This is a genomic window from Cupriavidus ulmosensis (assembly GCF_977008105.1).
Genome location: NZ_CDRMWP010000001.1, coordinates 781,014 through 805,366, shown reverse-complemented (window position 1 = coordinate 805,366; position 24,353 = coordinate 781,014). Strand labels below are relative to the sequence as shown.

The window sequence follows — 24,353 nt, the reverse complement described above, 5'->3', positions numbered from 1 at the left end:
TATAAACCGACTGGTCACTTATAAAAGAGACCGGCCGCATCCGGCGGGAGCCGCCCGCCAGTCCCCGAAGCACCAACCCATCCCGAGCACAGAGGAATGTCATGACCCAGCAAAGCAACTCCGACGCGAACCAGCAGGCCGCGGCCAGCCCCTACGCCGATCCGGCGAACCCCGCCTTGCCGGCGACCGGCTTCAGGCTGGACCTCACCAAGGCCGCGCTGGTGGTGGTCGATCCCCAGAACGACTTCCTGAGCCCGCAGGGCGCAACCTGGTCGATGGTCGGCGCCAGCATCACGGAGAACGACACGGTGGCCAACATCGGCCGGTTGTTCCAGGCCGCCAAGGCCGCCGCGATCACGGTCGCCGTGTCGCCGCACTACTACTATCCCCAGGACCACGAATGGCATTTCGGCGGCCCTCTGGAGAAGGTCATGCACAGCATCGGCATGTTCGACCGCAAGGGCTCGCTCACCGTGGACGAGTTCGAGGGTTCCGGCGCCGACTTCCTCGAGGAATACAAGCCCTACATCCTCGACGGCAAGACCGTCATCGCCTCGCCGCACAAGGTCTATGGCCCGGAGACCAACGATCTCGTGCTGCAGTTGCGCAAGAAAGGCGTCTCGCAGGTCATCCTGGCCGGCATGGCAGCCAACATGTGCATCGAGTCGCATCTGCGCGAACTGATCGAACAGGGCTTCGAGGTCGCCGTGGTCCGGGACGCCACCGCCGGCCCGCGCCTGCCCGACGGGGACGGCTATCTGGCCGCCATCATCAACTACCGGTTCCTCGCGCACGCGCTGTGGACGACCCGGGAAGCGGTGGCGCAACTCGCGTAGCGCGGCCGGGAGCGGCACGGCGCGCCGTGCCGCTCCCGACGGCGCCTCTCCTCCATCGCAAACGCCTCCGCGAACGCCTTCGCAAACGCAGGCCGGACCCCATGCCGCATATTCCCAGCCGATACGGTCATTTCGTCTTTGGCGTTCTCCAGTCGGGACTGACCTGCGCGATCGCCGCGGCCATCGCGAACCTGCCCTTCGTCGCTGAAGGCACCTTCATCGGTCACTGGCTGCGCTCGTGGGCCATGTCGTGGCTGGTCATGCTGCCGGTCGTCGTGTTGGCGGCGCCCGTCATCCGCCGCGCCGTGGAGCGCATCACCCGGCCGGAGCGATAGCGATGGCGGCAGCGCGGCGCAAGCGTGGAAACACGCGGGCGTGCCTGATCGCTTTCCCTAGCTGCCGTGGCGAATCTCCGCCGCTACACTGGTCCCGCTCATTCGACACAAGCGCCCGACCGGAAGAGTTGGAGGAGAAACCCGCCAAGAGGATGCACCAGAAAGAGCCGCTTCGAGTCCGCCGCACGGGCTCTTTTTTTTTGCCCTCAGTCCGGCACCACCGCCGTGACTTCGATCTCCACCTTGGCGCGGTCCTCGATCAGCGCCGAGACCTCCACCGCGGTCATGGCCGCGTTGAAGCTGCCGATGATCTCGCGGAAGGCCTTGCCGATCTCCGGGTAGGCGGCCACGTAGGCGCGCTTGTCGGTGACGTACCAGGTCATGCGCACGATGTGCTCGGGGCGGGCGTCGCCGGCCGCGAGCACCGCGACGATGTTCGACAGCGCCTGGCGCACCTGCCCCGCGAGATCGTCGGTGTGGAACACGCCGTCGGCATCCCAGCCGATCATGCCGGCCACGAACACCGTGCGGCCGCGCGCGGATACGCCGTTGGCGTAGCCGCGTGGGCGCGGCCAGCCGGGAGGAAGGAGGACTTGCATGACGGTTGGCTCCAGGTCGGTTGGGTTCTGGTCGGTTGCCTGACGGTCAAGCCCGCGCTCATTGCGGCCCGTGCAGCTTGAAGCGCTGCAGCTTGCCGGTCTGCGTGCGCGGCAGCTTGTCGGTGAATTCGACGGCGCGCGGGTATTTGTAGGGCGCCACGGTCTGCTTGACGAAGTCCTGCAGCGCCTTCGCCATCGCCGCGTCGCCGGCCTGCCCCGGGCGCAGCACGACGAAGGCCTTGACGATCTGGCCGCGCTCGCCGTCGGGCACGCCGATCACCGCGCACTCGGCCACGGCCGGATGCAGGATCAGCGCGTCCTCCACCTCGGGCGCGGCGATGTTGTAGCCGGCCGAGACGATCATGTCGTCGGCGCGTGCCTGGTAGAAGAAATAGCCGTCGGCATCCATCAGGTAGGCGTCGCCGGTGAGGTTCCAGCCATCGCGCACGTAGTCGCGCTGGCGCGCGTCGGCCAGGTAGCGGCATCCGGTCGGACCCTGCACGGCAAGCTGGCCCACGGTGCCCGGCGGCACTTCGCGGCCGTCGGCGTCCACCACCCTGGCGCGGTAGCCTGGCACCGGCTTGCCGGTGGCGCCCGGGCGCGCGCCGCACTCGTCGTGCGAGATGAAGATGTGCAGCATCTCGGTCGCGCCGATGCCGTCGATCAGCTCGATGCCGGTGGCCTCCTTCCACAGCGCGCGCGTGGCCGCCGGCAGGACCTCGCCGGCCGACACGCATTTGCGCAATGGCGTGCGCCGCACCTCGATGCTGCGCGCGGCCAGCGTGCGGTAGGACGTGGGCGCGGTGAACAGCACGGTGGCGCCGAATTCGCCGATGCCGTCCAGCAGTTGCGGCGGGCTGGCCTTCTCCAGCAGCACCGTGGAGGCGCCCAGCGACATCGGGAACAGCACCAGCCCGCCCAGGCCGAAGGTGAACGCCAGCGGCGGGCTGCCGATGAAGACGTCGTCCTCGTTCGCGCGCAGCACGTGGCGCGGCCAGCAGGCGCAGATGGCCATGACGTCGCGGTGGTAATGCATGGTCGCCTTGGGCACGCCGGTGGTGCCCGAGGTGAAGCCGAAGATGCAGGTGTCGTCGGCCGCGGTGTCGACGTTGTCGAAATGCGGCGAGGCGCGCTCCATCGCCGCTTCCAGGCTGTCCGGCCCGTCGTAGTTGAAATGGCGGATCTGGCGCAGCGCCGGCGCGTCGAGCGCGGTCAGGCGCAGCTCGGCGGCCAGCGCCGCGTCGCACAGCGCGTGCGTGACGCGGCCGATCGCGGCGATGGCCTTGAGCTCCTTGGCGCGCAGCAGCGGCATGGTGGCCACCGCGATGCCGCCGGCCTTCATCACCGCGAACCAGCACGCCACCAGCATGGGGTTGTTGGGCGCGCGCAGCAGCACGCGGTTGCCCGGCACCAGCCCCATGTCGCGCACCAGCACGTTGGCGATGCGGTTGGCCTTGTCCCGCAGCTCGGCGTAGGTCCACGCCAGCCCCGGCGCGCGGATGCAGATGCGCTCGCCGCGGCCCTGCCCGACGTGCCGGTCGAGCAGCTCGGTGGCGCAGTTCAGGCGCTCGCCGAACTGCAGCTCGGGCAGCTCGAACCGGTACGCCGGCTGGAGTTCGGCCGGCGGCAGGTTGTCGCGGGCGAACGTGTCGACGTGGGCGCTGTCGGCCATGTCGCGGTCTCCTCGGTGCGGTGTGGATGGTCGCCGTGCGTCAGTTCGCCGAAGCGGCTTTCTCGCGCGCGAAGTTCGCCTCCATCTGGGCCTTGGCCGAGCGGTACTGGCGCGGCCAGTCCACCGGCGCGTAGCCGATCTTGGCCGCCTCGGTCAGCGTCCACGCCGGGTTGGCCAGGTGCGGGCGCGCCACCGCGCACAGGTCGGCGCGGCCCGCGGCGAGGATGCTGTTGGCGTGGTCGGCTTCGCTGATGGCGCCCACGGCGATGGTCGGGATGCCCGCTTCCTGGCGGATGCGGTCGGCGAACGGCGTCTGGAACATGCGGCCGTAGACCGGCTTCTCCTTCTTGCTGACCTGGCCCGAGGAGCAGTCGATCATGTCGGCGCCCGCGGCCTTGAACGCGCGCGCGATCTCCACCGCGTCGTCCGGTGTGATGCCGCCCTCGACCCAGTCGTGCGCGGAGATGCGCACCGACATCGGCTTGTCCTGCGGCCACGCGGCGCGCACCGCGGCGAACACCTCGAGCGGATAGCGCAGGCGGTTGGCCAGGCTGCCGCCGTATTCGTCGGTGCGGTGGTTGGTCAGCGGCGAAATGAAGCCCGACAGCAGGTAGCCGTGCGCGCAATGCAGCTCGAGCCAGTCCACGCCGATCTCCGCCGCGGCCTTGGCCGCGTTGACGAACTGCGCCTTGACTTCGTCCATGTCGCGCCGGGTCATCTCGCGCGCGGTCTGGCTCACGCCTTCGAGATACTGCTGCGGCGAGGCCGCCATCACCGGCCAGTTGCCGGACGCCAGCGGCTGGTCGATGCCGTCCCAGGCCGCGCGCGTCGACGCCTTGGCGCCGGCATGGCCGATCTGCATGGCGAACTTCGCGTCGGTGCTGGCATGGATCCACGAGACGATGCGCTGCCACGCCGCCTGCTGCCGCGGCGTGTACATGCCCGGGCATCCCGGCGTGATGCGGCCCTCGGCGCTGACGCAGGTCATCTCGGCGAACACCAGCCCGGCGCCGCCCATCGCGCGCGCGCCCAGGTGCACGAGGTGATAGTCGCCGGGCTCGCCGTCCACGGCCGAGTACTGCGCCATCGGCGAGACCACGATGCGGTTCTTGAGCGTGACCCCGCGCACCGTGTACGGCGTGAACATCGGCGGCGGCGGCGCGCTGCCGTCGGCCACCGGCACGCCCGCGCGCCGCGCCAGCCAGCGCTCGTAGCCTTCCAGCCACGGCTGGTCGCGCAGGCGCAGGTTCTCGTGGCTGATGCGCTGGCTGCGCGTGAGCATGGAGTACATGAACTGCGGCGGCTCGAACTGGTCGCAGTAGCGCTCGCCGCAGACCTCGAACCATTCCATCGCGTTCCACGCCGCGTTCTGCAGGCGCAGCGTCTCGATGCGGCGCGCTTCCTGGTAGCGCGTGAGCACGGCCTCGATCTGGTCGGGGCTGTCGCCGAGCAGGCGGAACTGCCGGGTCAGCTCGATGGCGTCCTCGAAGGCGAGCTTGGTGCCCGAGCCGATGGCGAAGTGCGCGGTGTGCACGGCGTCGCCCATCAGCACCACGTGGCTGCCGTGCGCATTGCGCAGCCACCACTGTTCGCACACCACGCGCTGGAAGTTGAGCCACGCCGAGCCGCGCAGGTGGCGCGCGTTGGTCATCAGCGGGGCGCCCTTGAGGTTGGCGGCGAACAGCTTCTCGCAGAAGGCGATCGACTGTTCCTGGTCGGCCTTGTCCAGCCCGTGCGCGAGCCACACGTGCTCGGGGCATTCGACGATGAAGGTGGTGGTCTTGTCGTCGAACTTGTAGATGTGCGCCTGGAACCAGCCGTGCTCGGTCTTCTCGAACAGGAAGGTGAAGGCGTCGTACAGCTTGTGCGTGCCCAGCCAGATATAGCGGTTGGGCCGCACCACCACGTCGGGCCGGAAGGTCCCGGCGTACTTGTCGCGGACGCGGGAATTGATGCCGTCGCTGGCGATGACGAGATCGGCGTCGGGATAGTCGGTGTCGGAGTCGGCCTCGGTCTCGAACACCAGCTTCACGCCAAGCTGCTCGCAGCGCTCCTGCAGGATGTTGAGCAGCTTCTTGCGGCCGATGCCGACGAAGCCGTGCCCGCCCGAGCGGATCACCTGGCCCTTGAATTCCAGCTCGATGTCGTCCCAGTGGTTGAAGGCCTGCTGGATCGCGTCGGCCGTGACGGGGTCCCAGCGGCGCATGTTGTCCATCGTGGCGTCCGAGAACACCACCCCCCAGCCGAAGGTGTCATAAGGCTTGTTGCGCTCCACCACCACGATCTCGTGCCGCGGGTTCTGCTGCTTCATGAGCAGCGCGAAATACAGGCCCGCCGGGCCGCCGCCGATGCAAACGATCTTCATCACCAGGTCTCCTTGAGCTTGCGCTCGTCCGTTGCGCTGTTCCGGCCGCTGTTCCGGCATCCGGCCATTCAGCTGTTCCGTTATCGTGGGGCGCAATTTAATTTAGATCTATATAGTTTATATGTCAAGTAATTATGCGGACGCGGTCCCCGGCGGGATGAGGAGGAGATGCAGGAAGAAGCGCGGGAAGGCAGTCGGGTGCCGCCCGACCGCGGCGCGGGAAATGGCCGGCCAGCCACGTGGCGCGGCGGACGGAACGATCCGCGCCGCCGCGCCATGTGCGCCCTGCCCGTCCCGTCAGTCCGGCCGCGCCTGCTCGAAGGCCTGCCGCAATTGCGCCGCCAGCCGCATCAGGTGCGGCCTGAGCTCGCGGCTGGCCGCCGCCACGCCGGCGCGCGTGGAGGTGCTGACGTTGAGCACGTGGAGCGGATAGTGGCCAAGCTGCATCGGCGTGGACAGCGCCACCACCTCGGGCTGCCAGCCGGCGGCGCACCAGCCGTGCCGCTGCACGTGGTCGATGGCCTCGAGGATCTCCGCTTCCAGCTCGGGCCAGTGCGCGGAGAAGCGCTGGCGGAACTGCCGCATCAGCGCCTCGCGCTCATGCGCGGGCGCGGCCGCCAGCCAGGCGCGGCCCAGCGAGGTCAGCGCGATGGGCACGCGCTGGCCCGTCACCACGTTGCGCAGCGACACCTTGCGGCTGTAGCGGATCGATTCCAGGTAGACCATCTCGTCCTGGTCGGCCATCGCCAGCCCGACGTTGATGTGCTCGGCCTGCGCCAGCTCGCGCATCAGCGGCGCGGCCAGCTGCAGCACGGTGGAGCCGGTGCGCATGGCGTGCGCCAGGCTCAGCACCGGCGCGCCGAGGCGGTAGGCGCGCAGGTCGGGGTCGTATTGCAGGAAGCCGGTCTCGACCAGGCTTTGCGTCAGGCGGCTGACGGTGGAGCGCGCCAGCCCGGTGCGCTCGGCCAGCTCGCCGTTGCCGAGCACCTCGGAGCCGGGCCGGAACGCGCGCAGCAGCGCGATGCCGCGCTCCAGCGAGCGGTTGGCAAGCTGGCTGGCAGGCCGCCCGCGCGCGCGGCTGCTTGCATCCTCCGAATCCACTGCGGCCTCCGATGGCATGGGGCGCCGCATTTCCGCTGGACGGAAATGCGGCGCCGAGGGCAGCAGTCTGGCACAGACCGGCCCGGCGCGCGAGCCCCCGGCGCGAGTCCCGGCTAGGCGATGACCGCCACGCCGTCGGCGGCGCGCACGCCCTGCCCGGCCGGCAGCACGAACACCGGGTTGATCTCGGCCTCCACCAGCCGCTCGCCGAGCGCGGCGGCCATGCGCGAGAACGCGACGATGGCCTCGGCCAGCGCCGGCACGTCCGCCCTGGGGCGGCCGCGGTAGCCGTCCAGCAGCGGCCACGTCTTGAGCTCGCGCGCCATCGCCGCCGCCTCTTCGCGCGAGAGCGCGCCGCCGGGCGGCAGCAGGCGCAGGGTGGTGTCCTGGAACAGCTCGGCGGCGACGCCGCCCATGCCGAGCAGCACCGCGGTGCCGAGCGCGTCGCGGTGCAGGCCAAGGATCATCTCGACGCCGCCGCCGACCATCTCCTGCACCAGGAAGCGCTCCGGCTCGCGGCCGGTGTGGCCGGCCACCTCGGCGCGCATCGCCGCCAGCCGCGCGGGCACGTCCTGCGGCGCCACGCCGACCGCCACGCCGCCGACGTCGCTCTTGTGCGTGATCTCCGACGACAGGATCTTCAGCACCACGCGCTCGCCGAGCGCGCGCGCGGCGGCCTGCGCCTGCGCATCGTCGCGCACCACCGTCTCGCGCACCGTGGGCACGCCGAAGCGCGCGAACAGCGCCTTGGCCTGCGCCTCGTCGAGCGAGCCGGACGGCAGGTCCGCGATGCCGGCGGCGGGCGCGACAGGCGCAGCCAACGCCTGCTCCGCCGCCGCGCGCAGGCGCGCCGCGTCGAGCATCGCGCCCAGCGCCGCGGCGCAGCTTTCCGGTGCGCTGAAGGCCGGCACGCCGCGCTGGTTCAGCACCGCGGCCACGTGCGGCGCGTGCGGGCTGACGTAGGCCAGCACCGGCTTGTCGCTGCCCGGCAGGCAGTCGCGGATGGCGTCGGCCATCAGGTCCGGCATGGCCAGGCCGGAGGAGCCGACGATCACCGCCACGGCGTCGTAGCCCGGGCTGTCGAGCAGCGTGCGGATGGCCGCGCGCAGCAGGTCGGGCTGCAGGCCGGCCAGCGTGACGTCGATCGGGTTGCGGTCCAGCGCGGCGTGGTCGCCGTTCTGCAGCGCGCGCAGCTGCGCCGCGGTGGCCGCGTCGGGCGGCGGCGTCTCGAAGCCGGACACGCCCAGGCTGTCCGACACCAGCGTGCCGGCGCCGCCGGTCGAGGTCAGCACCGCCACGCGCCGGCCGCGCAGCACGCGCCCGGCCGCCAGCGCAGCGGGAATGTCGATCAGGTCGGCGAAGGTCTGCGCGCGGATCACGCCGACCTGGCGGAACAGCGCGTCGTACATGCGGTCGGCGCCGGCCAGCGCGCCGGTATGCGAGACCGCCGCGCGCGCGCCGGCCTCGGAGCGGCCGATCTTGAACGCCACCACCGGCTTGCCGGCGGCCGCCGCCTTGAGCGCGGCGGCGCGGAAGCGCGCCGGGTCGCGCACGCTTTCCACGTACAGCGCGATCACGCGGGTGGCTTCGTCGTCGGCCAGGTAGTCGATGAAGTCGGCCAGGTCGAGGTCGGCCTCGTTGCTGGTGGAGACCAGCTTGGACAGGCCGATGCCGCGCGCCGCGGCGCGCGACAGCAGGGCGCCGAGGATGCCGCCGCTCTGCGACACCACGCCGATGCTGCCGGCCGGGAAATGCTCCATCTCCAGCGCGCCGCTGGCCGACAGCGGAATGCCGTCGGTCACGTTGACCAGCCCGATGGTGTTGGGCCCGAGCAGGCGCATGCTGCCGGCCGCCTCGACCAGCTCGGCCTGGCGGCGCGCGCCCTCGGCGCCGGTCTCGGTGTAGCCGCTGGCCAGCACGATGGCCGCGCCGGTGCCGCGCGCGGCCAGCTCGCGCACGGCGTGCTGCGCGCGCTCGGCGCCGAGCAGCACGATGCCCACGTCCGGCACCTCGGGCAGCGAGCCGATGTCCGGGTAGCAGCGGATGCCGCCGATGGTGTCCACCTTCGGGTTGACCGGGTAGATGGCGCCGCCGAAGCCGTGCCGCGTCAGGTAGGACACCGGGCGGCCCGAGGTCTTGGCCGGGTCGGCCGAGGCGCCGATGACCGCCACGCTGCGCGGCTTGACCAGGCGCGCGATGGCGGAAGCGGTGGAGGCGGTGGCCGCGTTGGAAATCAGGTCGGATGCCATCGCGTCAGCCCTTCGCCGCGGCCGCGGTCTTGTTGAGGAAGGCCAGCACCGACGCGCGGTGCTCGCTGCTGGTGTAGCAGATACCCTGCGCCTGGCTGCCCTGCGCGAACACCTGCCCGGCCGGCAGCTCGAAGCTCTGGTTGAGGATGGACTTGCCCAGCGCCAGCGCGGTGGGCGAGCCGTGGCTCAGCTCCGCCGCCCAGTTGCGCGCGTCGGCCAGCAGCGCGTCCGGCGCGCTCACGCGGTCGGCGATGCCGAGCCGCAGCGCCTCGGCCACGTCCACCTTGCGTCCGCTGAAGATCAGTTCCTTGGCCCTGGACAGGCCGGTGCGGCGCGGCAGGAAATACATGCCGCCGCCGTCGGGGATCAGCCCGCGGTGGATGTAGGACCAGGCAAAGCTGGCGCTCTCCGAGGCGACCACGAAGTCGCAGGCCATCGCCATGTCGGCGCCCAGCCCGGCGGCCGCGCCGTTGACCGCGGCGATGGTCGGCTTGGGCATGTCGTGCAGCAGCGCCACCGAGTGGTGCACGCGCTGCTGGCGCGCCCAGCCGTTGAAGCCGACCTCGCCCTGCGGCGCGTCCATGCGCTTCTGCATGCCGGCCACGTCGCCGCCGGCGCAGAAGCCCTTGCCGCTGCCGGTCAGCACCAGCGCGCGGATGCCGCGCTCGGCGGTGACGCGCTCCAGCGCGTCGATCAGCTCGCTGCGCATGTCGTCGGTGATGGCGTTGCGCTTGTCGGGGCGGTTGAGGGTCAGCACGGCGATGCCGTCCTGCGTTTCCAGCTCGATGAAGGAATAGTCGGTCATGGTGTGTCTGGCTGCGGCTCGGTTCAGTTGATGGTGATCTTTGCATCTTTGACGACCTGGCTCCAGCGCGCCTGCTCGCCGCGCACGTAGCGGCCGAACGCCTCCGGCGTGCCGGGGCTGACGATCAGCCCCTCGGCGTCGGCGCGCTTGCGGAAGGCGTCGGTGGCCACGGCCTTCCTGGCCGCGGCGTTGAGGCGGGCGATGACCGGCGCCGGCGTGCCGACGGGCGCGAACAGCCCGTACCAGCTTTCCGCCACGTAGCCGGGCACGCCGCTCTCGGCAATGGTCGGCACCCTGGCCAGGTCGGGGCTGGTGGAGCGCTGCGCGCTGGTCACGCCGAGCGCGCGCAGCTTGCCGGACTCCAGCAGGTTGCCGACCGCCGAGGCGGTGGCGAACATCAGGTCCACCTGGCCGCCGAGCAGGTCGGTGATGGCCGGGCCGGCGCCGCGGTAGGGAATGTGGTTGAGGTTGACCTTGGCCAGGCTCTTGAACAGCTCGCCGGCGAGGTGCGCCGAGGTGCCGGGTCCCTGCGAGGCGAAGGAGATCTTGCCGGGGTTGGCGCGGGCCGCGGCGATCAGGTCCTGCACGGTCTGGTACGGACTGTCCGGGCGCACCACCAGCACGTTGGGCGAGCGGCCCACCAGCACCACCGGCGCGAACGCCTTGTCGGTGGCGTAGGGCAGCTTGGGCTGCAGGCTCGGGTTGACGGCGTGCGCGAAGGTCGCCATCACCAGCGTGTAGCCGTCCGGCGCGCTCTTGGCCACGTTGTCGGTGCCGATGATGGTGCCGCCGCCGGGCTTGTTGTCGACCACCACGGGCTGGCCGAGGTCCTGCGACATGGCCACGCCGATGGTGCGCGCGATCAGGTCGGTGCCGCCGCCCGGGGAGAACGGCACCACGATGCGGATGGGCTTGTCGGGAAAGGCCGCCGTGGCGGTGGCCGGCAGGCACGCGGCGGCGAGGGCCAGCGCGGACAAGCACGCGCCGAGCGGCGCGGCGGATAGCGCGGCCAGCCTGCTGGCGACGCGACGGGAAAGGGAATGCACTGTCGTCTCCGTGGAATCCGGGGCACCGTGCGCCAGCGGCGCGGTGCCCCGTTTGTTGGAGACGAGAATAGGCCCGCGCGCCCCGCTTTGCAGCCCTTCAATTCCGTTCGGTGGAATTGAAAAGGCGGCGCGGCGGTGCGCGCGGAGCCGGCCGGGCCGGCTAGTCGCGCATCTTGGCGCGCTCCATCGACATCTGCGTCGGCATCATGTTGACGTTGGCGTTATGCATGACCCACAGCGAGCCCGCCACGATGATGGCGATCAGCAGCGCGCTGCAGATGAAGATGGCGGTGTTCTGGCGCTGGTCGCGCGCGGCGCCCATGTGCAGGAAGAACACGAGCTGCACCAGCAGCTGCACCACGCACAGCGCGACGATGGCCGCCAGGCCCAGGTGGCGCGGCACCACGTCGAGCATCACGGCGCCGAACGAGGCGAAGGTCAGCAGCACCGACAGCACGAAGCCGACCACGTAGCCCTTGAAACTGCCGTGCGCGGCGTCGGCGGCGCCGGCCGGGTGGAGATGCTTGGTCTTCATACGAACTCACGCAGGTAAACGAAGGTAAAGACGCAGATCCAGATCAGGTCCAGGAAGTGCCAGAACATGCTCAGGCAGTTCAGGCGGCGGCTGGTGACGCCGTCCAGGCCGAAGCGCTTGATCTGGTGCATCATCACGGCGATCCACACCAGCCCGCAGGTCACGTGCAGGCCGTGGGTGCCGACCAGCGTGAAGTACGAGGACAGGAACGCGCTCACGCCGGGGCCCGCGCCGCGGTGCAGCAGCTCGGTGAACTCGTACAGCTCCATCGCGATGAAGCCGGCGCCGAGCAGGAAGGTCACGCCCAGCCAGCGCACCACCATCTGGCTGCGCCCGGAATGCATGTACAGCATCGCCACGCCGAAGGTGAAGCTGCTGAGCAGCAGCAGCATGGTCTCGCCCAGCACGAACGGCAGCTCGAACAGTTCGCGCCCGCTCGGCCCGCCGGCGGTGTTGCCCGCCAGCACGCCGAAGGTGGCGAACAGCACCGAGAAGATCAGGCAGTCGCTCATCAGGTAGATCCAGAACCCGAGCGTGGTCTTGGTGCCGTCGTCGTGATGGGCGTGGGCGTGCGAATGCGCGTGCGTGTGCGCGGTCATGGTATTGCTCATGGTTTACGCCGCCTCCTGCAGCTTCGCGTAGCGCGAGTTCTCGATACGCTCGACTTCCGCCGCCGGCACGTAGTAGTCCACGTCGCGGTCGTAGCTGCGCAGGATGAAGGTGCCGATCATGCCGGCCAGCGCGACGATGGCCAGCGGCCAGATGTGCCACACCAGCGCGAAGCACAACACCAGGCTGAAGCCGGAGATGATGATGCCGGCGCCGGTGTTCTTCGGCATGTGGATGTCCTCGTAGCGCGCGGGCTGCACGTAGGCGCGGCCGCTTTCCTTGTCGTCCCAGTGCTGCTCGAGCGAGGTGATGTGCGGCACGTGGGCGAAGTTGTAGAACGGCGCCGGCGAGGCCGTGGCCCATTCCAGGCTGCGGCCGTTCCACGGGTCGCCGGTCGGGTCCATGTTCTGCTTGCGGTCGCGCACGCTGACGTAGAGCTGGATCAGCAGCGCCAGGATGCCGGCGCCGATGATCACCGCGCCGCACAGCGCCACCACCAGGTAGGGATGCCAGTCGACGTTGGCGTAGTGGTTCATCCGGCGCGTCATGCCCTTGAAGCCGAGCACGTAGAGCGGCATGAAGGCCAGGTAGAAGCCCACCAGCCAGCACCAGAACGAGATCTTGCCCCAGCGCTCGTTGAGGGTGAAGCCGAACACCTTGGGGAACCAGAAGCTCATCGCCGCCAGGCAGCCGAACACCACGCCGCCGATGATGACGTTGTGGAAGTGGGCCACCAGGAACAGGCTGTTGTGCAGCACGAAGTCCGCGCCCGGCACCGCCAGCAGCACGCCGGTCATGCCGCCGATGGCGAACGTCACCATGAAGCCGATGGTCCACAGCGTCGACGAGTGGTAGCGGATGCGGCCGCGGTACATCGTGAACAGCCAGTTGAACAGCTTGACCCCGGTCGGGATCGAGATGATCGAGGTCATGATGCCGAAGAAGGCATTGACGTTGGCGCCCGAGCCCATCGTGAAGAAGTGGTGCAGCCAGACGAAGAACGAGAGGATGCCGATCGACGAGGTGGCGTACACCATCGACTTGTAGCCGAACAGCGGCTTGCCCGAGAACGTCGAGATGATTTCCGAGAACGCGCCGAAGCACGGCAGGATCAGGATGTACACCTCGGGGTGGCCCCAGACCCAGATCAGGTTGATGTACATCATGGCATTCCCACCGAGCTCGTTGGTGAAGAAATGCATGCCCAGGTAGCGGTCGGCGGTCAGCAGCGCCAGCGTCGCGGTCAGCACCGGGAACACCGCCACGATCAGGATGTTGGTGATCAGCGCGGTCCACGTGAACACCGGCATCTTCATCAGGTTCAGGCCGGGCGCGCGCATGCGCAGGATGGTGACGATGAAGTTGATGCCGGTCAGCGTGGTGCCCAGCCCCGATACCTGCAGGGACCATATGTAGTAGTCCACCCCGACCGTCGGACTGTAGCCGAGCTCCGACAGCGGCGGGTAGGCGACCCAGCCAGTGGCGGCGAAGTCGCCGACGAACATCGACAGCATCACCAGCACCGCGCCCGCCACCGCCAGCCAGAAGCTCAGCGAGTTGACGAACGGGTAGGCCACGTCGCGCGCGCCGATCTGCAGCGGCACGATCACGTTCATCAGGCCGAGGATGAACGGCGTGGCCACGAAGAAGATCATGATCACGCCGTGCGCGGTGAAGATCTGGTCGTAGTGATGCGGCGGCAGGTAGCCGGCCGCGTCGCCGTAGGCCAGGGCCTGCTGCGCGCGCATCATGATGGCGTCGGCGAAGCCGCGCAGCAGCATCACCAGCGCCATGATGATGTACATCACGCCGATCTTCTTGTGGTCCACCGAGGTGAACCACTCGGTCCACAGGTACTTCCACTTGCCGAAGTAGGTGATCGCGCCGAGCAGCGCGGCGCCGCCCAGCAGGACGACCGCCAGCGTGCCCATGATGATCGGCTCATGGTACGGGACGGCGTCGAGGGTGAGTTTTCCAAACATGGCTTATAGCTCCGTGGCCGTGGCGCCGGAGCGCGGAATCGAGACTTGCGAAAGGTCCCGGGAGGCGGGCGCGGCAGCGGGCGTGGCAACTGTCACGGCGGCGGGCGCGGCGGCGGCCTCCAGCGTGACCGGGCTGTTCGCGCGGCAGATCGCGTCGCCGCCCTTCATGTACTTGTTCACCACGCCGGCGAACAGCGCCGGCGCCACGCTCGAGTACAGCGTGGCCGGGTCCTTGCTGCTGGGGCGCTCGAGCATGCGGAAGGCCTTCTCGTCGAGCGGCCGGGCGGACTGCTTCGCCTCGGCGATCCAGCGCTCGAAGTCGGCGCGCGAGGTGGCGAAGGTCTTGAAGTGCATGTCGGAGAAGCCCTGCCCGCTGAACGCGGCGGACTGGCCGAGATACACGCCCGGCGTGTCGGCGATCAGGTGCAGGCGCGTCTGCATGCCCGCCATCGCGTAGACCTGGCTGCCCAACTGCGGGATGAAGAAGGAGTTCATCATCGACTCGGCCGTGATCCGGAAGTTGACCGGCGTGTCCACGGGGATCGTCAGCTGGTTGAGCGAGGCCACGCCGTACTGCGGATAGATGAACAGCCATTTCCAGTTCAGCGCGACCACCTCCACTTCCACCGGCTCGGCGGCCGACTCGATGGGCCGGTACGGGTCGAGCTTGTGCGTGGTGTCCCAGATCAGGATGCCGAGGAAGATCACGATCACGCACGGGATGGTCCACACCACCACCTCGATGGCGGTGGAGTGCGCCCACTTCGGCGCGTAGGTCGCGCGCGTGTTGGAAGCGCGGTAGCGCCAGGCGAAATACAGCGTGAGGACGATGACCGGAATCACCACCATCAGCATCAGCGCGAGCGAGATGACGATGAGCGATTTTTCCTGGTGCCCGATGGCGCCCTTCGGGGAGAAGAGTTCCATCGAGCAGCCGTTGAGCAGCAGCGCCGCTGCGGCTCCGCAGGCCAGCGCGGAGCCCGGCAGCTTGCCGGCCCACGCCTTTGCCCGGGCATGTAGGGGGCGCCGGATCGCCATGGCTGGCCCGGCCGTCGATTTGCGCATATCTGAATCACCTTAGTTATGCATCACATAACCTATGCACTTGTCGGGACGGAATGCCACGGCACGCGGAATACATGGGGCGAGGGCTTGCTGCGAGCGACGGCCGCCACGAAGGCGGGAGGGCATACAAAACGGCTCAATGTATGGCTTAATGTGATGCGGTGCCGGATCTTAAGGTAAGACAAAAGCCATACAACGAGGGTTTATGCCTAGAAAATCCACCCCACGAGAGCCAGCCACGGAAACCGCCGCGCGGCCGGCGTGGCTACCCGATTTCCGCCCCGGCAAGGGCGCGCGCTACCTGCAGGTGGTGGCCGCGATGGAGCAGGCCGTGGCCGACGGCGGGCTCAATCCGGGCGACCGCCTGCCGCCCCAGCGCCAGCTCGCCGAGCTGCTCGGCGTGGACCTCACCACCGTGACCCGCGCGCTGGCCGAAGCCAAGCGCCGCCACCTGGTGGAGGCGCGCGGCGCGCTCGGCACCTTCGTCGCCGCGCCCACGGTGGAACTGGCGCAGATGGTGGACCTCAGCATGAACGTGCCGCCGCCACCCGAGGGGCTCGACTTCGACGACCTGCTGCGGCGCGGCATGTCGCAGGTGCTGATGCGCACCGACGCCAACCTGCTGATGACCTACCAGCTGGGCGGCGGCAGCAGCCCCGACAAGGCCGCCGGCGCGCTGTGGCTGGCGCCGATGCTGGGCGAGGTGGCGCCCGCGCGGCTGGTCGCCTGTCCCGGCGCGCAGGCCGCGCTGGCCGCGCTGATCCTCGCGCTCACGCCGCCCGGCGGCACCATCGTCACCGAGCCGCTGTGCTACCCGGGCCTGCGGCTGGCTGCCGAGCAGCTCGGCCGCGCGGTGGCGAGCGTCGCCGCGGACGACCAAGGCATGCGCCCCGACGCGCTGGAAGCGGCCTGCCGCGAGCACGGCGCGCGCGTGGCCTACCTCAACCCGACCTCGCAGAACCCCAACGCCCGCACCATGCCGGCGCAGCGCCGCCGCGACATCGCGCGCGTGGCCGAGCAGCGCGGCATCGCCATCATCGAGGACGACCCGTACTGGCTGCTGACGCCGCACGCGCCGCCGCCGCTGGCGCACTACTCGCCCGCGCACGTCTATTACATCGCCACGCTGTCCAAATGCCTGAGCCCGGGCCTGCGCACCGCCTACCTCGTCACGCCGCCGGCCGCCGACCAGGACGCGGTGCTGGCCGCGCTGCGCTCGTTCGCGCTGATGTCCACGCCGCTGTCCACCGCGCTGGCCACGCAATGGGTGCACGACGGCACCGCCCTTGCGCTGCTGGGCGACATCCGCGCCGAATGCGCCGCGCGCCTGGCACTCGCGCGCGGCATGCTGGGCAGCCTCGGCCACCCGCCTTCGGCCGGCATCCACATGTGGCACCTGCTGCCGAGCTACTGGACCTCGCGCGAGCTGACCCAGGCCGCGCACGCCGAAGACCTGCGCGTGACCGCCTCCGACGCCTTCCACTCCGGGCCCAACCCGCCCAACGCGATCCGCATCTCGCTGGGCGGCGTCAAGGAGCGCGCGCGCCTGGCGCTGGCGCTGAAGAAGCTGGCCGACCTGCTCGCGCGCATGCCGCGCCAGCACCGCGAGATCGTGGTGTAGCCGCGCGCCGGGGGCGACAGCGAGGTACCGCGGGAATACTGCGGGAATACCGCGGGACTATTGCGGGCGTGCCGCGCAGATGCGGCGGCTTGCGCTGATCCGGTCATATTCGCCGGATCTGATTCTTTCCGCGCGCGCGGCGCGGCCGTAAAGTCCGCCTGTCCAGACCTCCCCCCGAACGGCATTTCTCCCCCGGCAATACCTTGCCCTGGGGGACGGGATGTCTCGTCCTCGCGATGTACCAACTCTTCGTATCGAAAGGATGCCCGGCCTGCGCCACGCTCGCGCTGTTCATGCAGGACGCCGGCATCGCGCACACCGTCCATGAACTGGCCTCGCCGCGCCACGCGGCCGAAGTGCTGCCGCTGCTCTCCGACGCCGACCCGCGCTGCCCCGCGCTCGCCATCGACGACGAAGGCGCCACCGGGCTGGCCGATTGCCTGCGCCTGCTCGCCGCGCGCCATCCGACGCTGGGCAGCTTCGAGCGCGCGCGGTTGTCGGACGCGCAGCGCGACCTCGTGGACGGCGTGCTCAGCGGCCGCATGCTGATGGCGCGCACCCGCCAGTCGTTCTCGGCGGCGCTGCTGGCGCTGGCCGACGCCATGCGCGACTGGAGCGCGAGCGTGTCGCAGTCGCGCCATCACCTCGGCCTGGCCGTGCCCTACTTCGACCTCGGCATGGCCGGCCGGCTCGCCTCGGGCACGATCCGGGTGTGGGAAGCGGCGGGCCTGCAGGACGCCGCGCGGCAAGCCGCGAGCCGCTTCCCGCGCGGCTTCGAGAACGACTACCTGGACCGGCTGCGGCGCACGCGCAGCTGGGTCTACTGGAGCGGCGCGGCCGGGCTGGCCGGCACGGCGCCGGCAAGGCGGCTGGCGGCCAGATAAGCCTTATACAAACCCTGCGCGGCGGATTGCCGCATGTGGCAATCCGCCGCGCCGCCTCAGACGCCGAGGCGGGCCTTCAGGGCATCGGTGGACAGCGCGCCCTCGAAGGTCTGCGCCTGCCCGCCCTCGCCCGCGAACACGACGAACGGCACGCTGGTGATGCCCAGCCGCAGGAAGTATTCGGTATTGGCCTTGACCTGCGCCAGCGCCTGCTCGGGCAGCGCCATGCCGGCGGTGTCGAGCCCGCGCTGCGCGGTCGCCAGCGTGGCCTCGTGGCTGTTCATGGTCTTCACCGCGTCCTTGCTGGCGAGCAGCGCGGCGCCCTGCTGCGCGGAGCGCTCCGGCGTCAGCAGCGCCACCGGGATCCAGGTGAAATGCACCGAGGACATCAGCGGCGTGGCGGCCTTCCACAGCTCGCCGCAATGCGGGCACTGCGGGTCGAAGAAGATGTAGACCTTCTTCGCGCTGAGCAGGTTGCCGGCGCTGAATCCCTTGGTCTCGGCGGCGATGGCGTCCACCGAGATCGCGGTCGCCGGCTGCGCGGCGGCCGATGCCGGGGCCGTGCCCTGCGCGTCGGGCGCGGACTTGCCGCAGGCGCCGAGGGCGAGGACGAGAAGGGCTGGGAGGAGGAGTTTTGCGTACATGGCGTCCGATGGTGGAGGAGCGGTTCCGGCGCGGGCCGAGGTGGCTCGTGCGCATCGGTTCCCAGTGTACGTGCGGGGGAGTGCTCCGTATTTAGGACTTGTCCTAAATTGGCGGGGGTGCTGGATGGGGCTGGTGTGTTGGGTAACACCGTTGGCTTCGCTTGATGTGGCTCCTAGCCGAACCGCCCCTCTCCCCGCCCCTCTCCCCGTGAGGGGAGAGGGAGGACACCTTGCTTGGGCTGGCTCGCGCGGCGTGGGCCCGTTCGCGGGCTTCGTCAATCGCTTCAGGTTTGCTCCCCTCTCCCGCGTGCGGGAGAGGGGTCGGGGGAGAGGGCAGGCGCCCGCGAATGCGCCGCGCCCGCCCGTCAAACCCGACAGCTCAGAACGACGGCACCATCGCGCCCTTGAACTCGCTCTTCATGAACTGGCGCACTTCCTCCGACTGGTACGCCGCCACCAGCTTCTTCACCCACGGCTTGTCCTTGTCCTGCGTGCGCACCACGATGATGTTGGCGTACGGGCTGTGGATGTCTTCCAGCGCGATGGCGTTGCGCAGCGGCTGCAGGCCGGCCGCCAGCGCGTAGTTGGTGTTGATCACGGCAGCGGCCACGTCGGGCAGCGCGCGCGCGAGCTGCGCCGCGTCGAGCTCGACGAGCTTCAGCTTCTTCGGGTTGTCGCTCACGTCTAGCGGCGTGGCGTTGACGCCGTTGCTGCCCACGCCCGGCTTGAGCTTGATCACGCCCTGCGCGGCCAGCAGCAGCAGCGCGCGGTTCTCGTTGGACGGGTCGTTGGGCACCGCCACCTTGGCGCCCGGCGGCAGGTCCTTGGGCGACTTGAGCTTCTGCGAGTAGATGCCCAGCGGCGAGATGTAGGTGTAGCCCACGCTCGTCATCTTGTAGCCGCGCTGCTTGATCTGGCTGTCGAGGTACGGCTGGTGCTGGAAGCTGTTGGCGTCGAGGTCGCCGGCGTCGAGCGCGGCGTTGGGCTGCACGTAGTCGTTGAACTCCACGACCTTGACGTCGAGGCCGTTGCGCCTGGCCACTTTCTGGACCACCTGCCAGACCTGCGCGTCGGGGCCGCTGACGGTGCCCACGCGCACGGCCTGCTCCTGCGCCAGCGCGGCGCCCGAGACGGCGATGCCGAGCGCGGCCACGGCCGCGGCCAGCGTCTTGCCGAGGGAAAAACGGGAATAGGGGAAAGGAGTGATTGCCATGTTGTGCTTCGAATAATGAGAGACCGGCCGGCCGGACCGAAGGCAGGCCGGCTCAGCGCTCGCCCATTGTATGCGCTTCGACCTTTGGCGCGCCCTGCCAGCCGCCGCCGAGCGCGAGGAACAGGCTGATCTGGTCGAGCGCGACCTGGCTTTGCGCCGCGGCGAGCTGGGCCTCGGTGCTGGCCAGCGTGCGGTCCGCGTCGAGGCTGGACAGGTACGGCGAGCGGCCGGCCTGGTAGAGCTGGCGGTTCTGGCGCGCGGCCTCGCTGGCCTTGTCGCGCGCGTCGCGCAGCGCGCCGGCGCGCTCCAGCTCGCGCGTGTAGCTGCTCAGCGCGGTCTGGGTCTCGCGCAGCGCCTTGAGCACCACGCCGTCGAAATGCGCCAGCGCGGCCTCGGCGCCGGCCTCGGTGCCGTGGATGCGCGCGCGCGTGCCGTTGGTCGGCAGGTTCCAGGTGATGAGCGGGCCCACGGTCCAGTGCGCGGTCTGGCCCTGGCCGAGGTGGTCGAGAATGCCGCTCAGGCCGGTGGAGGCGCCGATGCGGATGGACGGGTACAGGTCCGCCGTGGCCACGCCGATCTTCGCCGTGGCGGCGGCCAGCTCGCGCTCGGCCTGGCGCACGTCGGGCCGGCGCTTGAGCAGCGCGGCGCCGTCGCCCACCGGCAGCGGCTGGGTCAGGCGCGGCTCCTCATGGCAGGCGTATTCGGCGCGCGACTCCGCGGTGGGCGGCTTGCCCAGCATCACCGCGAGACGATAGGCCGCGCCGTCCTGCTCGGCCTTGAAGCGCGGCAGGTTGGCGCGCAGCGCGTCGGACTGGGCCTCGGCGCGCAGCAGGTCGACCGGCTGGCCGCGGCCGGCCTCGACCATCTTGCGGGCGATCTCCACGCCGCGGTTCTGCAGCACGAGCTGGTGCTCGGCCACTTCAAGCTCGTGCGTGGCGGCGCAGCCCTGCACGTAGGCGCGCACGGTCTCGGCCGCCACCACCACGCGGGCCTGGTCGAGCGCGGCGGCGCTGGCCTGCGCGCCGGCCAGCGCGGCTTCGTCCGCGCGCGCCAGCTTGCCGAAGAAGTCGATCAGGTAGGAGACGTTGAGCCCCACGTCGCCGAAGTTGAACACCGGGATCTTCTCTTCGTGCAGCAGCGGCTCGCCGGCGATCTGCCCGCGCGCCACGCTGGCGCCGAAGGCGCCCTGCGGCAGGTTCTCCGACTCCACCTCGTGATAGACCGCGATGGCGCGCTTGAGGTTGGCCGAGGCCACGCGCAGGTCGGTGTTGGCGGCCAGCGCCTGCTGCACGAGCTGGTCGAGCTTCGGGTCGTCGTACAGGCGCCACCAGCCGTCCGGCACCTCGCCGACGGAGACGGCCGCGTTGTCGGCGCCGAGCAGCGCGCCGTTGGCAGCCGGCGCATGGATGGCGGCATCGTCCGGCACGCGGTAATCGGGGCCCACCGTGGTGCACGCGAACAGCAGCGGCACCAGCGCCGGCAGCAGGGCCAGGCGCAGCGCGTTCATCGCGCCGCTCCCTGGCTGGCCGCGGCCGGGGCCGAGGCGGCCTTGCCGCTCTCTTGCGCCGGACCCTGCGCCGAACCTTGCGCGCGCGCCTCGCGCACCGACACGGTGGCGGTGCGGCCCGCCACCAGGCGCAGGTCGGGCGGCGGCTCGTCCAGCACGATGCGCACCGGGATGCGCTGCGCCAGCCGCACCCAGTTGAAGGTCGGGTTGACGTTGGGCAGCAGGTTCGAGCCGTTGGTGCGGTCGCGGTCCTCGATGCCGGCGGCGATGCTCTGCACGTGGCCGTGCAGCACGCGCGACTCGCCCATGATGCGGATGTCCACCGGGTTGCCGATGTGGATGCCGTGCAGCTTGGTTTCCTCGAAATAGCCTTCCACGTGGAACGAGTTGGCGTCCACCATCGACAGCACCGGGCGGCCGGTGGTGACGTAGTCGCCCAGGCGCGGCAGGCGGTCGTTGACGTAGCCGTCCACCGGGCTGAGCACGCTGGTGCGCGTCAGGTTCAGGCGCGCCAGGTCGACCGCGGCCTGCGCCTGCTGCACGGCGGCCTCGCCCTGCTGGACCTTGGCCAGGCCTTCTTCCACCACTTCCTTGGAGACCACTTCCGAGAGCGTCTGGCTGCGGCGCGACTCGCGCCGCGCCTGCGCCAGCGTGGCGCTCTGCGCGGCCAGCGTGGCCTGCGCCTGCTGCAGCGCCAGCGCGAAGCGGTCGCGGTCGATCTCGAACAGCGGCTGGCCGCGCCGCACGAGCTGGTTGTCCTTGACCAGCACCTTGGTCACGAGGCCCGACACGTCCGGCGCGATCTGCACCACGTCGGCGCGCACGTGGCCGTCGCGCGTCCACGGCGCGATGGTGTAGTAGTCCCACAGGTGCTTGACGACGACCACCGCGACCGCGGTGACGACGAGGGTAAGGACCACAGGTCCGAGCGTGCGAAGATTCAGTTTCATGACTGCAGCCGATGCGCGAGGTAGACGACGCCACCCAGCACGATCACGTAAAACGCCAGATTGAACAGCGACCGGTGCCAGACCAGCCGGTAAAAGCCCGTGCGCGCCAGCACGGCGCGCGCGCAGGCGGTAATCAGGAAAGCCACCAGCATCCATGCCAGCAGGCTCGGGACAAACACGCCGTAGACGTCGATCTCGCCGCTCATTGCGCGCCTCCGCGTGGGTAACGGTTATTCATTGCCATGACCATCATCGGCTCCCGGCCGGACCGGACGGCGGCGGCAGCGGTGCCGGCGGCGCCGCGGCGAACAGCGCCACGTGCATCTCCACCAGCGCCGCGAACGCCTCGCGCGAGGCATGGTCGGCGCGCGTGGCGACGGCGCGGATGGCCTTGCCCATGCGCTCGCGCAGCACCTGCGGCGGCGCCTCGGCGCGCGCGTCGAGGCGCGCCTGGTAGTAGCTGGCCACGCCGTGCAGCACGCGCCGCACGGCATGCTGGTGGTCCGGCGCCAGGTCCGGCATCTCGCGCTGCAATGCCAGCGTGCTCAGCTCCACGCGCACTTCGGAGAAGCCGTCGGTGGACAGCTCGCTCTCGCTGGCGGCCAGCCGCGGCACCAGTTGCGCCAGGCGGTCCAGCATGCGCGCGCGCAGGTGGGCGTGCTCGCCGGGCTCGCGCCCGGTGGCGTTGCGGGCGATGTCGTCCCAGCTCGCGCGCACCAGCCGGCGCGCCGCCACCCGGGTGCCGAACGGGCGGAACACCAGGGTCCAGATCAGCGCGAACAGGATGCCGGCGATGCCGGCCACGTTGCCGTTGAAGAAGGCCTGGAAGTCCGCGCTGTAGGCGCCCTGGATGCCGATGTCGTTGGCCGTGATGACCGCCAGCGGCAGGCCGATCAGGGCCAGCCGCGGCTGCGCCATCAGCACGCCGATCGCCAGGTAGGGCGCGGAGAACATCAGCACCAGCATCTCGAAGTCGTGCGCATTGGGCAGCACCAGGAACAGGTAGATGGTGGCGATCACCAGGCACACCACGTTCCAGGTGAAGAACGAATGGATCATCGGCGCGGGCTCGTCCAGCGCCGCGAAGAAGCAGCAGGCGACCGCGCCCAGCGCCACCGCGCCGGCGCCGTCGGCCCAGCCGGACCAGATCCAGATCATGCCCATGCTGAAGATGGCCAGCGCCACCGTCACCGTGGAAAACAGCAGCATGCCGTGGTCGTAATGGCGCGCGGCGCCGACTTCCCAGCGCCGGAACGCCGGCGTCCACTCCGCTTCCGGCGCGGCCGCGCCGACGCGGCGCTGCAATGCCACGCAGTCCTGCCACAGCTCCATCAGCTCGCGCAGGCGGCCCTCGGCGGTGGCGGCCAGCGCGTCGTGCCAGTCCGGGCCGCGCGCGCCTTCGGCGCCATCGCTGGCCTCTGTGGCATCGAGCCGGGCCTGCGCGTCCGCCATCGGCGACGCCTGCGGCAGCTCCAGCTCGGGCAGCGGCGCCTGCGCGCCGCCGGCGATCCACTTCTGCACCCGCGCCATGTTGCGCGACAACCGCCCGGGCATGCCGGCCGGGTTCTGGTGCAGGGCTTCCACCACCGCCGCCAGCGACGACAGCACCGGCAGCAGCATGGTCATGCGCCCGCGCAGCTCCTGCGCCTGCCGCACGCGCGCGGCGGTCTCGGTGTCGTAGGAAAGCTGGCTGATGAGCTGGTCCAGCGCCAGGATGTCGGCCGCCAGCCGGTGCCGGCTGTGGTGGCGCGAGACCTTGGCGGCGGCGTCCGCGCACAGCATGTCGGTGGCCCACAGCGCGGCGTCGCCGAGCCACTGGGCCGAGCGCTGGCGCAGCACCGTGGCCACGTCGGCCGGGAACAGCAGCGAGCCGACCACGCTGGCGCACAGGATGCCGATGCAGATTTCCTCGGCGCGCGCCACGGCGATGTCGAAGATGCCGCCGGGGTCGTTGACCGAAGGCAGCGCCACCAGCGGCAGCGTATAGGCCGCCAGCATGAAGACGTAGCTGCGCGGCGTGCGGTGCAGCAGCGCCACGTACAGCAGCACGCCGGTCCACACCGCCACCGCCGCCATCAGCAGCGCCGGCGCGTTGACCAGCGTGGGCACCATGACCACGGCGGCGGCCGCGCCCAGCAGCGTGCCGAGCACGCGGTACAGCGCCTTGGAGCGCGTCGCGCCGGTCAGCGGGTGCGCCACGATATAGACGGAAGCCATCGCCCAGTACGGGCGCGGCAGGCCAAGATAGAGCGCGATGAACAGCGCCAGCATGGCGGCCACGAAGGCTTTGAAGGAAAAGAGCCAGTCTCTTCCGGAAGGCCAGGTCATCATTGCC

The 24,353-nt window shown here is 70.3% G+C and carries 21 protein-coding genes; 4 read left to right on the top strand and 17 right to left on the bottom strand.

Going from position 1 to position 24,353, the window contains the following annotated elements:
* Nucleotides 1–101 precede the first annotated feature (101 nt).
* Together ACWTPI_RS03655 and ACWTPI_RS03650 are read left to right on the top strand one after the other, a co-directional pair.
* Nucleotides 102–836 carry a cysteine hydrolase family protein gene (locus ACWTPI_RS03655; RefSeq protein ID WP_454730973.1) on the top strand — a complete coding sequence of 245 codons (735 nt, stop codon included), beginning with the start codon at nt 102–104 and terminating at the stop codon, nt 834–836.
* A gap of 101 nt (nt 837–937) precedes the next feature.
* Nucleotides 938–1,171 (top strand): DUF2798 domain-containing protein, encoded by a 234-nt coding sequence (locus ACWTPI_RS03650; RefSeq protein ID WP_059410576.1) that lies wholly within the window; start codon nt 938–940, stop codon nt 1,169–1,171.
* A gap of 206 nt (nt 1,172–1,377) precedes the next feature.
* On the opposite strand, the gene ACWTPI_RS03645 is transcribed toward ACWTPI_RS03650, so the two are convergent.
* The 11 genes from ACWTPI_RS03645 to cyoA all read right to left on the bottom strand — a co-directional run bounded on the left by ACWTPI_RS03645 (nt 1,378) and on the right by cyoA (nt 15,199).
* Nucleotides 1,378–1,770 (bottom strand): RidA family protein, encoded by a 393-nt coding sequence (locus ACWTPI_RS03645; RefSeq protein ID WP_454730972.1) that lies wholly within the window; start codon nt 1,768–1,770, stop codon nt 1,378–1,380.
* A gap of 58 nt (nt 1,771–1,828) precedes the next feature.
* A complete protein-coding gene (locus ACWTPI_RS03640) occupies nt 1,829–3,442 on the bottom strand; it encodes an AMP-binding protein (RefSeq protein WP_454730971.1) in 1,614 nt (537 codons plus the stop codon).
* Nucleotides 3,443–3,482: 40 nt separating this feature from the next.
* Complete coding sequence (locus ACWTPI_RS03635) at nt 3,483–5,807, bottom strand: bifunctional salicylyl-CoA 5-hydroxylase/oxidoreductase (RefSeq protein ID WP_454732444.1); 2,325 nt, start codon at nt 5,805–5,807, stop codon at nt 3,483–3,485.
* Nucleotides 5,808–6,104: 297 nt separating this feature from the next.
* Nucleotides 6,105–6,908: an IclR family transcriptional regulator gene (locus tag ACWTPI_RS03630; RefSeq protein WP_020423895.1), complete on the bottom strand. Its 804-nt coding sequence runs from the start codon at nt 6,906–6,908 to the stop codon at nt 6,105–6,107.
* Nucleotides 6,909–7,021: 113 nt separating this feature from the next.
* Nucleotides 7,022–9,157 (bottom strand): acetate--CoA ligase family protein, encoded by a 2,136-nt coding sequence (locus tag ACWTPI_RS03625; protein ID WP_454730970.1) that lies wholly within the window; start codon nt 9,155–9,157, stop codon nt 7,022–7,024.
* Nucleotides 9,158–9,161: 4 nt separating this feature from the next.
* Nucleotides 9,162–9,962 (bottom strand): enoyl-CoA hydratase/isomerase family protein, encoded by an 801-nt coding sequence (locus tag ACWTPI_RS03620; protein WP_454730969.1) that lies wholly within the window; start codon nt 9,960–9,962, stop codon nt 9,162–9,164.
* 23 nt (nt 9,963–9,985) lie between these two features.
* Nucleotides 9,986–10,939, bottom strand: coding sequence for a tripartite tricarboxylate transporter substrate binding protein (locus tag ACWTPI_RS03615; protein WP_454732443.1), 954 nt, complete (start codon nt 10,937–10,939; stop codon nt 9,986–9,988).
* A gap of 229 nt (nt 10,940–11,168) precedes the next feature.
* Nucleotides 11,169–11,543 carry a cytochrome o ubiquinol oxidase subunit IV gene (gene cyoD, locus ACWTPI_RS03610; RefSeq protein ID WP_454730968.1) on the bottom strand — a complete coding sequence of 125 codons (375 nt, stop codon included), beginning with the start codon at nt 11,541–11,543 and terminating at the stop codon, nt 11,169–11,171.
* Complete coding sequence (cyoC, locus tag ACWTPI_RS03605) at nt 11,540–12,154, bottom strand: cytochrome o ubiquinol oxidase subunit III (RefSeq protein ID WP_454730967.1); 615 nt, start codon at nt 12,152–12,154, stop codon at nt 11,540–11,542. The genes cyoD and cyoC overlap by 4 nt, the downstream gene beginning before the upstream one ends.
* A gap of 3 nt (nt 12,155–12,157) precedes the next feature.
* Nucleotides 12,158–14,134, bottom strand: a complete 1,977-nt coding sequence (gene cyoB / locus ACWTPI_RS03600) for a cytochrome o ubiquinol oxidase subunit I (protein WP_454730966.1) — start codon at nt 14,132–14,134, stop codon at nt 12,158–12,160.
* Between the two features lie 3 nt (nt 14,135–14,137).
* Nucleotides 14,138–15,199 carry a ubiquinol oxidase subunit II gene (gene cyoA, locus ACWTPI_RS03595; RefSeq protein WP_155888215.1) on the bottom strand — a complete coding sequence of 354 codons (1,062 nt, stop codon included), beginning with the start codon at nt 15,197–15,199 and terminating at the stop codon, nt 14,138–14,140.
* Between the two features lie 205 nt (nt 15,200–15,404).
* Between cyoA and ACWTPI_RS03590 the strand changes: the two genes are divergently transcribed.
* Entirely contained in the window at nt 15,405–16,820 is a 1,416-nt protein-coding gene (locus tag ACWTPI_RS03590; RefSeq protein ID WP_454730965.1) for an aminotransferase-like domain-containing protein, read from the top strand.
* Nucleotides 16,821–17,056: 236 nt separating this feature from the next.
* Nucleotides 17,057–17,704 (top strand): hypothetical protein, encoded by a 648-nt coding sequence (locus ACWTPI_RS03585; protein WP_454730964.1) that lies wholly within the window; start codon nt 17,057–17,059, stop codon nt 17,702–17,704.
* Between the two features lie 56 nt (nt 17,705–17,760).
* Here ACWTPI_RS03585 and ACWTPI_RS03580 read toward each other — a convergent pair whose 3' ends face one another.
* The 6 genes from ACWTPI_RS03580 to ACWTPI_RS03555 all read right to left on the bottom strand — a co-directional run bounded on the left by ACWTPI_RS03580 (nt 17,761) and on the right by ACWTPI_RS03555 (nt 24,349).
* Nucleotides 17,761–18,348, bottom strand: coding sequence for a DsbC family protein (locus ACWTPI_RS03580; protein ID WP_454730963.1), 588 nt, complete (start codon nt 18,346–18,348; stop codon nt 17,761–17,763).
* A gap of 379 nt (nt 18,349–18,727) precedes the next feature.
* Nucleotides 18,728–19,561: a MetQ/NlpA family ABC transporter substrate-binding protein gene (locus ACWTPI_RS03575; protein WP_059410565.1), complete on the bottom strand. Its 834-nt coding sequence runs from the start codon at nt 19,559–19,561 to the stop codon at nt 18,728–18,730.
* Between the two features lie 52 nt (nt 19,562–19,613).
* Nucleotides 19,614–21,068: an efflux transporter outer membrane subunit gene (locus ACWTPI_RS03570; protein WP_454730962.1), complete on the bottom strand. Its 1,455-nt coding sequence runs from the start codon at nt 21,066–21,068 to the stop codon at nt 19,614–19,616.
* Entirely contained in the window at nt 21,065–22,018 is a 954-nt protein-coding gene (locus tag ACWTPI_RS03565; protein WP_454730961.1) for an efflux RND transporter periplasmic adaptor subunit, read from the bottom strand. Before ACWTPI_RS03565 ends, ACWTPI_RS03570 begins: the two co-directional genes overlap by 4 nt.
* Entirely contained in the window at nt 22,015–22,224 is a 210-nt protein-coding gene (locus ACWTPI_RS03560; RefSeq protein ID WP_020205178.1) for a DUF1656 domain-containing protein, read from the bottom strand. Before ACWTPI_RS03560 ends, ACWTPI_RS03565 begins: the two co-directional genes overlap by 4 nt.
* A gap of 43 nt (nt 22,225–22,267) precedes the next feature.
* Nucleotides 22,268–24,349: an FUSC family protein gene (locus ACWTPI_RS03555; RefSeq protein WP_454730960.1), complete on the bottom strand. Its 2,082-nt coding sequence runs from the start codon at nt 24,347–24,349 to the stop codon at nt 22,268–22,270.
* Nucleotides 24,350–24,353 lie beyond the last annotated feature (4 nt).

What these genes read in the sequence shown, in the direction of transcription:
- ACWTPI_RS03640 (WP_454730971.1), bottom strand. Translation starts at nt 3,442, where the DNA reads ATGGCCGACAGCGCCCACGTCGACACGTTCGCCCGCGACAACCTGCCG.
- ACWTPI_RS03625 (WP_454730970.1), bottom strand. Translation starts at nt 9,157, where the DNA reads ATGGCATCCGACCTGATTTCCAACGCGGCCACCGCCTCCACCGCTTCC.
- ACWTPI_RS03575 (WP_059410565.1), bottom strand. Translation starts at nt 19,561, where the DNA reads ATGGCAATCACTCCTTTCCCCTATTCCCGTTTTTCCCTCGGCAAGACG.
- cyoC (WP_454730967.1), bottom strand. Translation starts at nt 12,154, where the DNA reads ATGAGCAATACCATGACCGCGCACACGCACGCGCATTCGCACGCCCAC.
- ACWTPI_RS03585 (WP_454730964.1), top strand. Translation starts at nt 17,057, where the DNA reads ATGTACCAACTCTTCGTATCGAAAGGATGCCCGGCCTGCGCCACGCTC.
- ACWTPI_RS03590 (WP_454730965.1), top strand. Translation starts at nt 15,405, where the DNA reads ATGCCTAGAAAATCCACCCCACGAGAGCCAGCCACGGAAACCGCCGCG.
- cyoB (WP_454730966.1), bottom strand. Translation starts at nt 14,134, where the DNA reads ATGTTTGGAAAACTCACCCTCGACGCCGTCCCGTACCATGAGCCGATC.
- ACWTPI_RS03650 (WP_059410576.1), top strand. Translation starts at nt 938, where the DNA reads ATGCCGCATATTCCCAGCCGATACGGTCATTTCGTCTTTGGCGTTCTC.
- cyoA (WP_155888215.1), bottom strand. Translation starts at nt 15,199, where the DNA reads ATGCGCAAATCGACGGCCGGGCCAGCCATGGCGATCCGGCGCCCCCTA.
- ACWTPI_RS03580 (WP_454730963.1), bottom strand. Translation starts at nt 18,348, where the DNA reads ATGTACGCAAAACTCCTCCTCCCAGCCCTTCTCGTCCTCGCCCTCGGC.
- ACWTPI_RS03565 (WP_454730961.1), bottom strand. Translation starts at nt 22,018, where the DNA reads ATGAAACTGAATCTTCGCACGCTCGGACCTGTGGTCCTTACCCTCGTC.
- cyoD (WP_454730968.1), bottom strand. Translation starts at nt 11,543, where the DNA reads ATGAAGACCAAGCATCTCCACCCGGCCGGCGCCGCCGACGCCGCGCAC.
- ACWTPI_RS03570 (WP_454730962.1), bottom strand. Translation starts at nt 21,068, where the DNA reads ATGAACGCGCTGCGCCTGGCCCTGCTGCCGGCGCTGGTGCCGCTGCTG.
- ACWTPI_RS03560 (WP_020205178.1), bottom strand. Translation starts at nt 22,224, where the DNA reads ATGAGCGGCGAGATCGACGTCTACGGCGTGTTTGTCCCGAGCCTGCTG.
- ACWTPI_RS03620 (WP_454730969.1), bottom strand. Translation starts at nt 9,962, where the DNA reads ATGACCGACTATTCCTTCATCGAGCTGGAAACGCAGGACGGCATCGCC.
- ACWTPI_RS03635 (WP_454732444.1), bottom strand. Translation starts at nt 5,807, where the DNA reads ATGAAGATCGTTTGCATCGGCGGCGGCCCGGCGGGCCTGTATTTCGCG.
- ACWTPI_RS03645 (WP_454730972.1), bottom strand. Translation starts at nt 1,770, where the DNA reads ATGCAAGTCCTCCTTCCTCCCGGCTGGCCGCGCCCACGCGGCTACGCC.
- ACWTPI_RS03555 (WP_454730960.1), bottom strand. Translation starts at nt 24,349, where the DNA reads ATGATGACCTGGCCTTCCGGAAGAGACTGGCTCTTTTCCTTCAAAGCC.
- ACWTPI_RS03655 (WP_454730973.1), top strand. Translation starts at nt 102, where the DNA reads ATGACCCAGCAAAGCAACTCCGACGCGAACCAGCAGGCCGCGGCCAGC.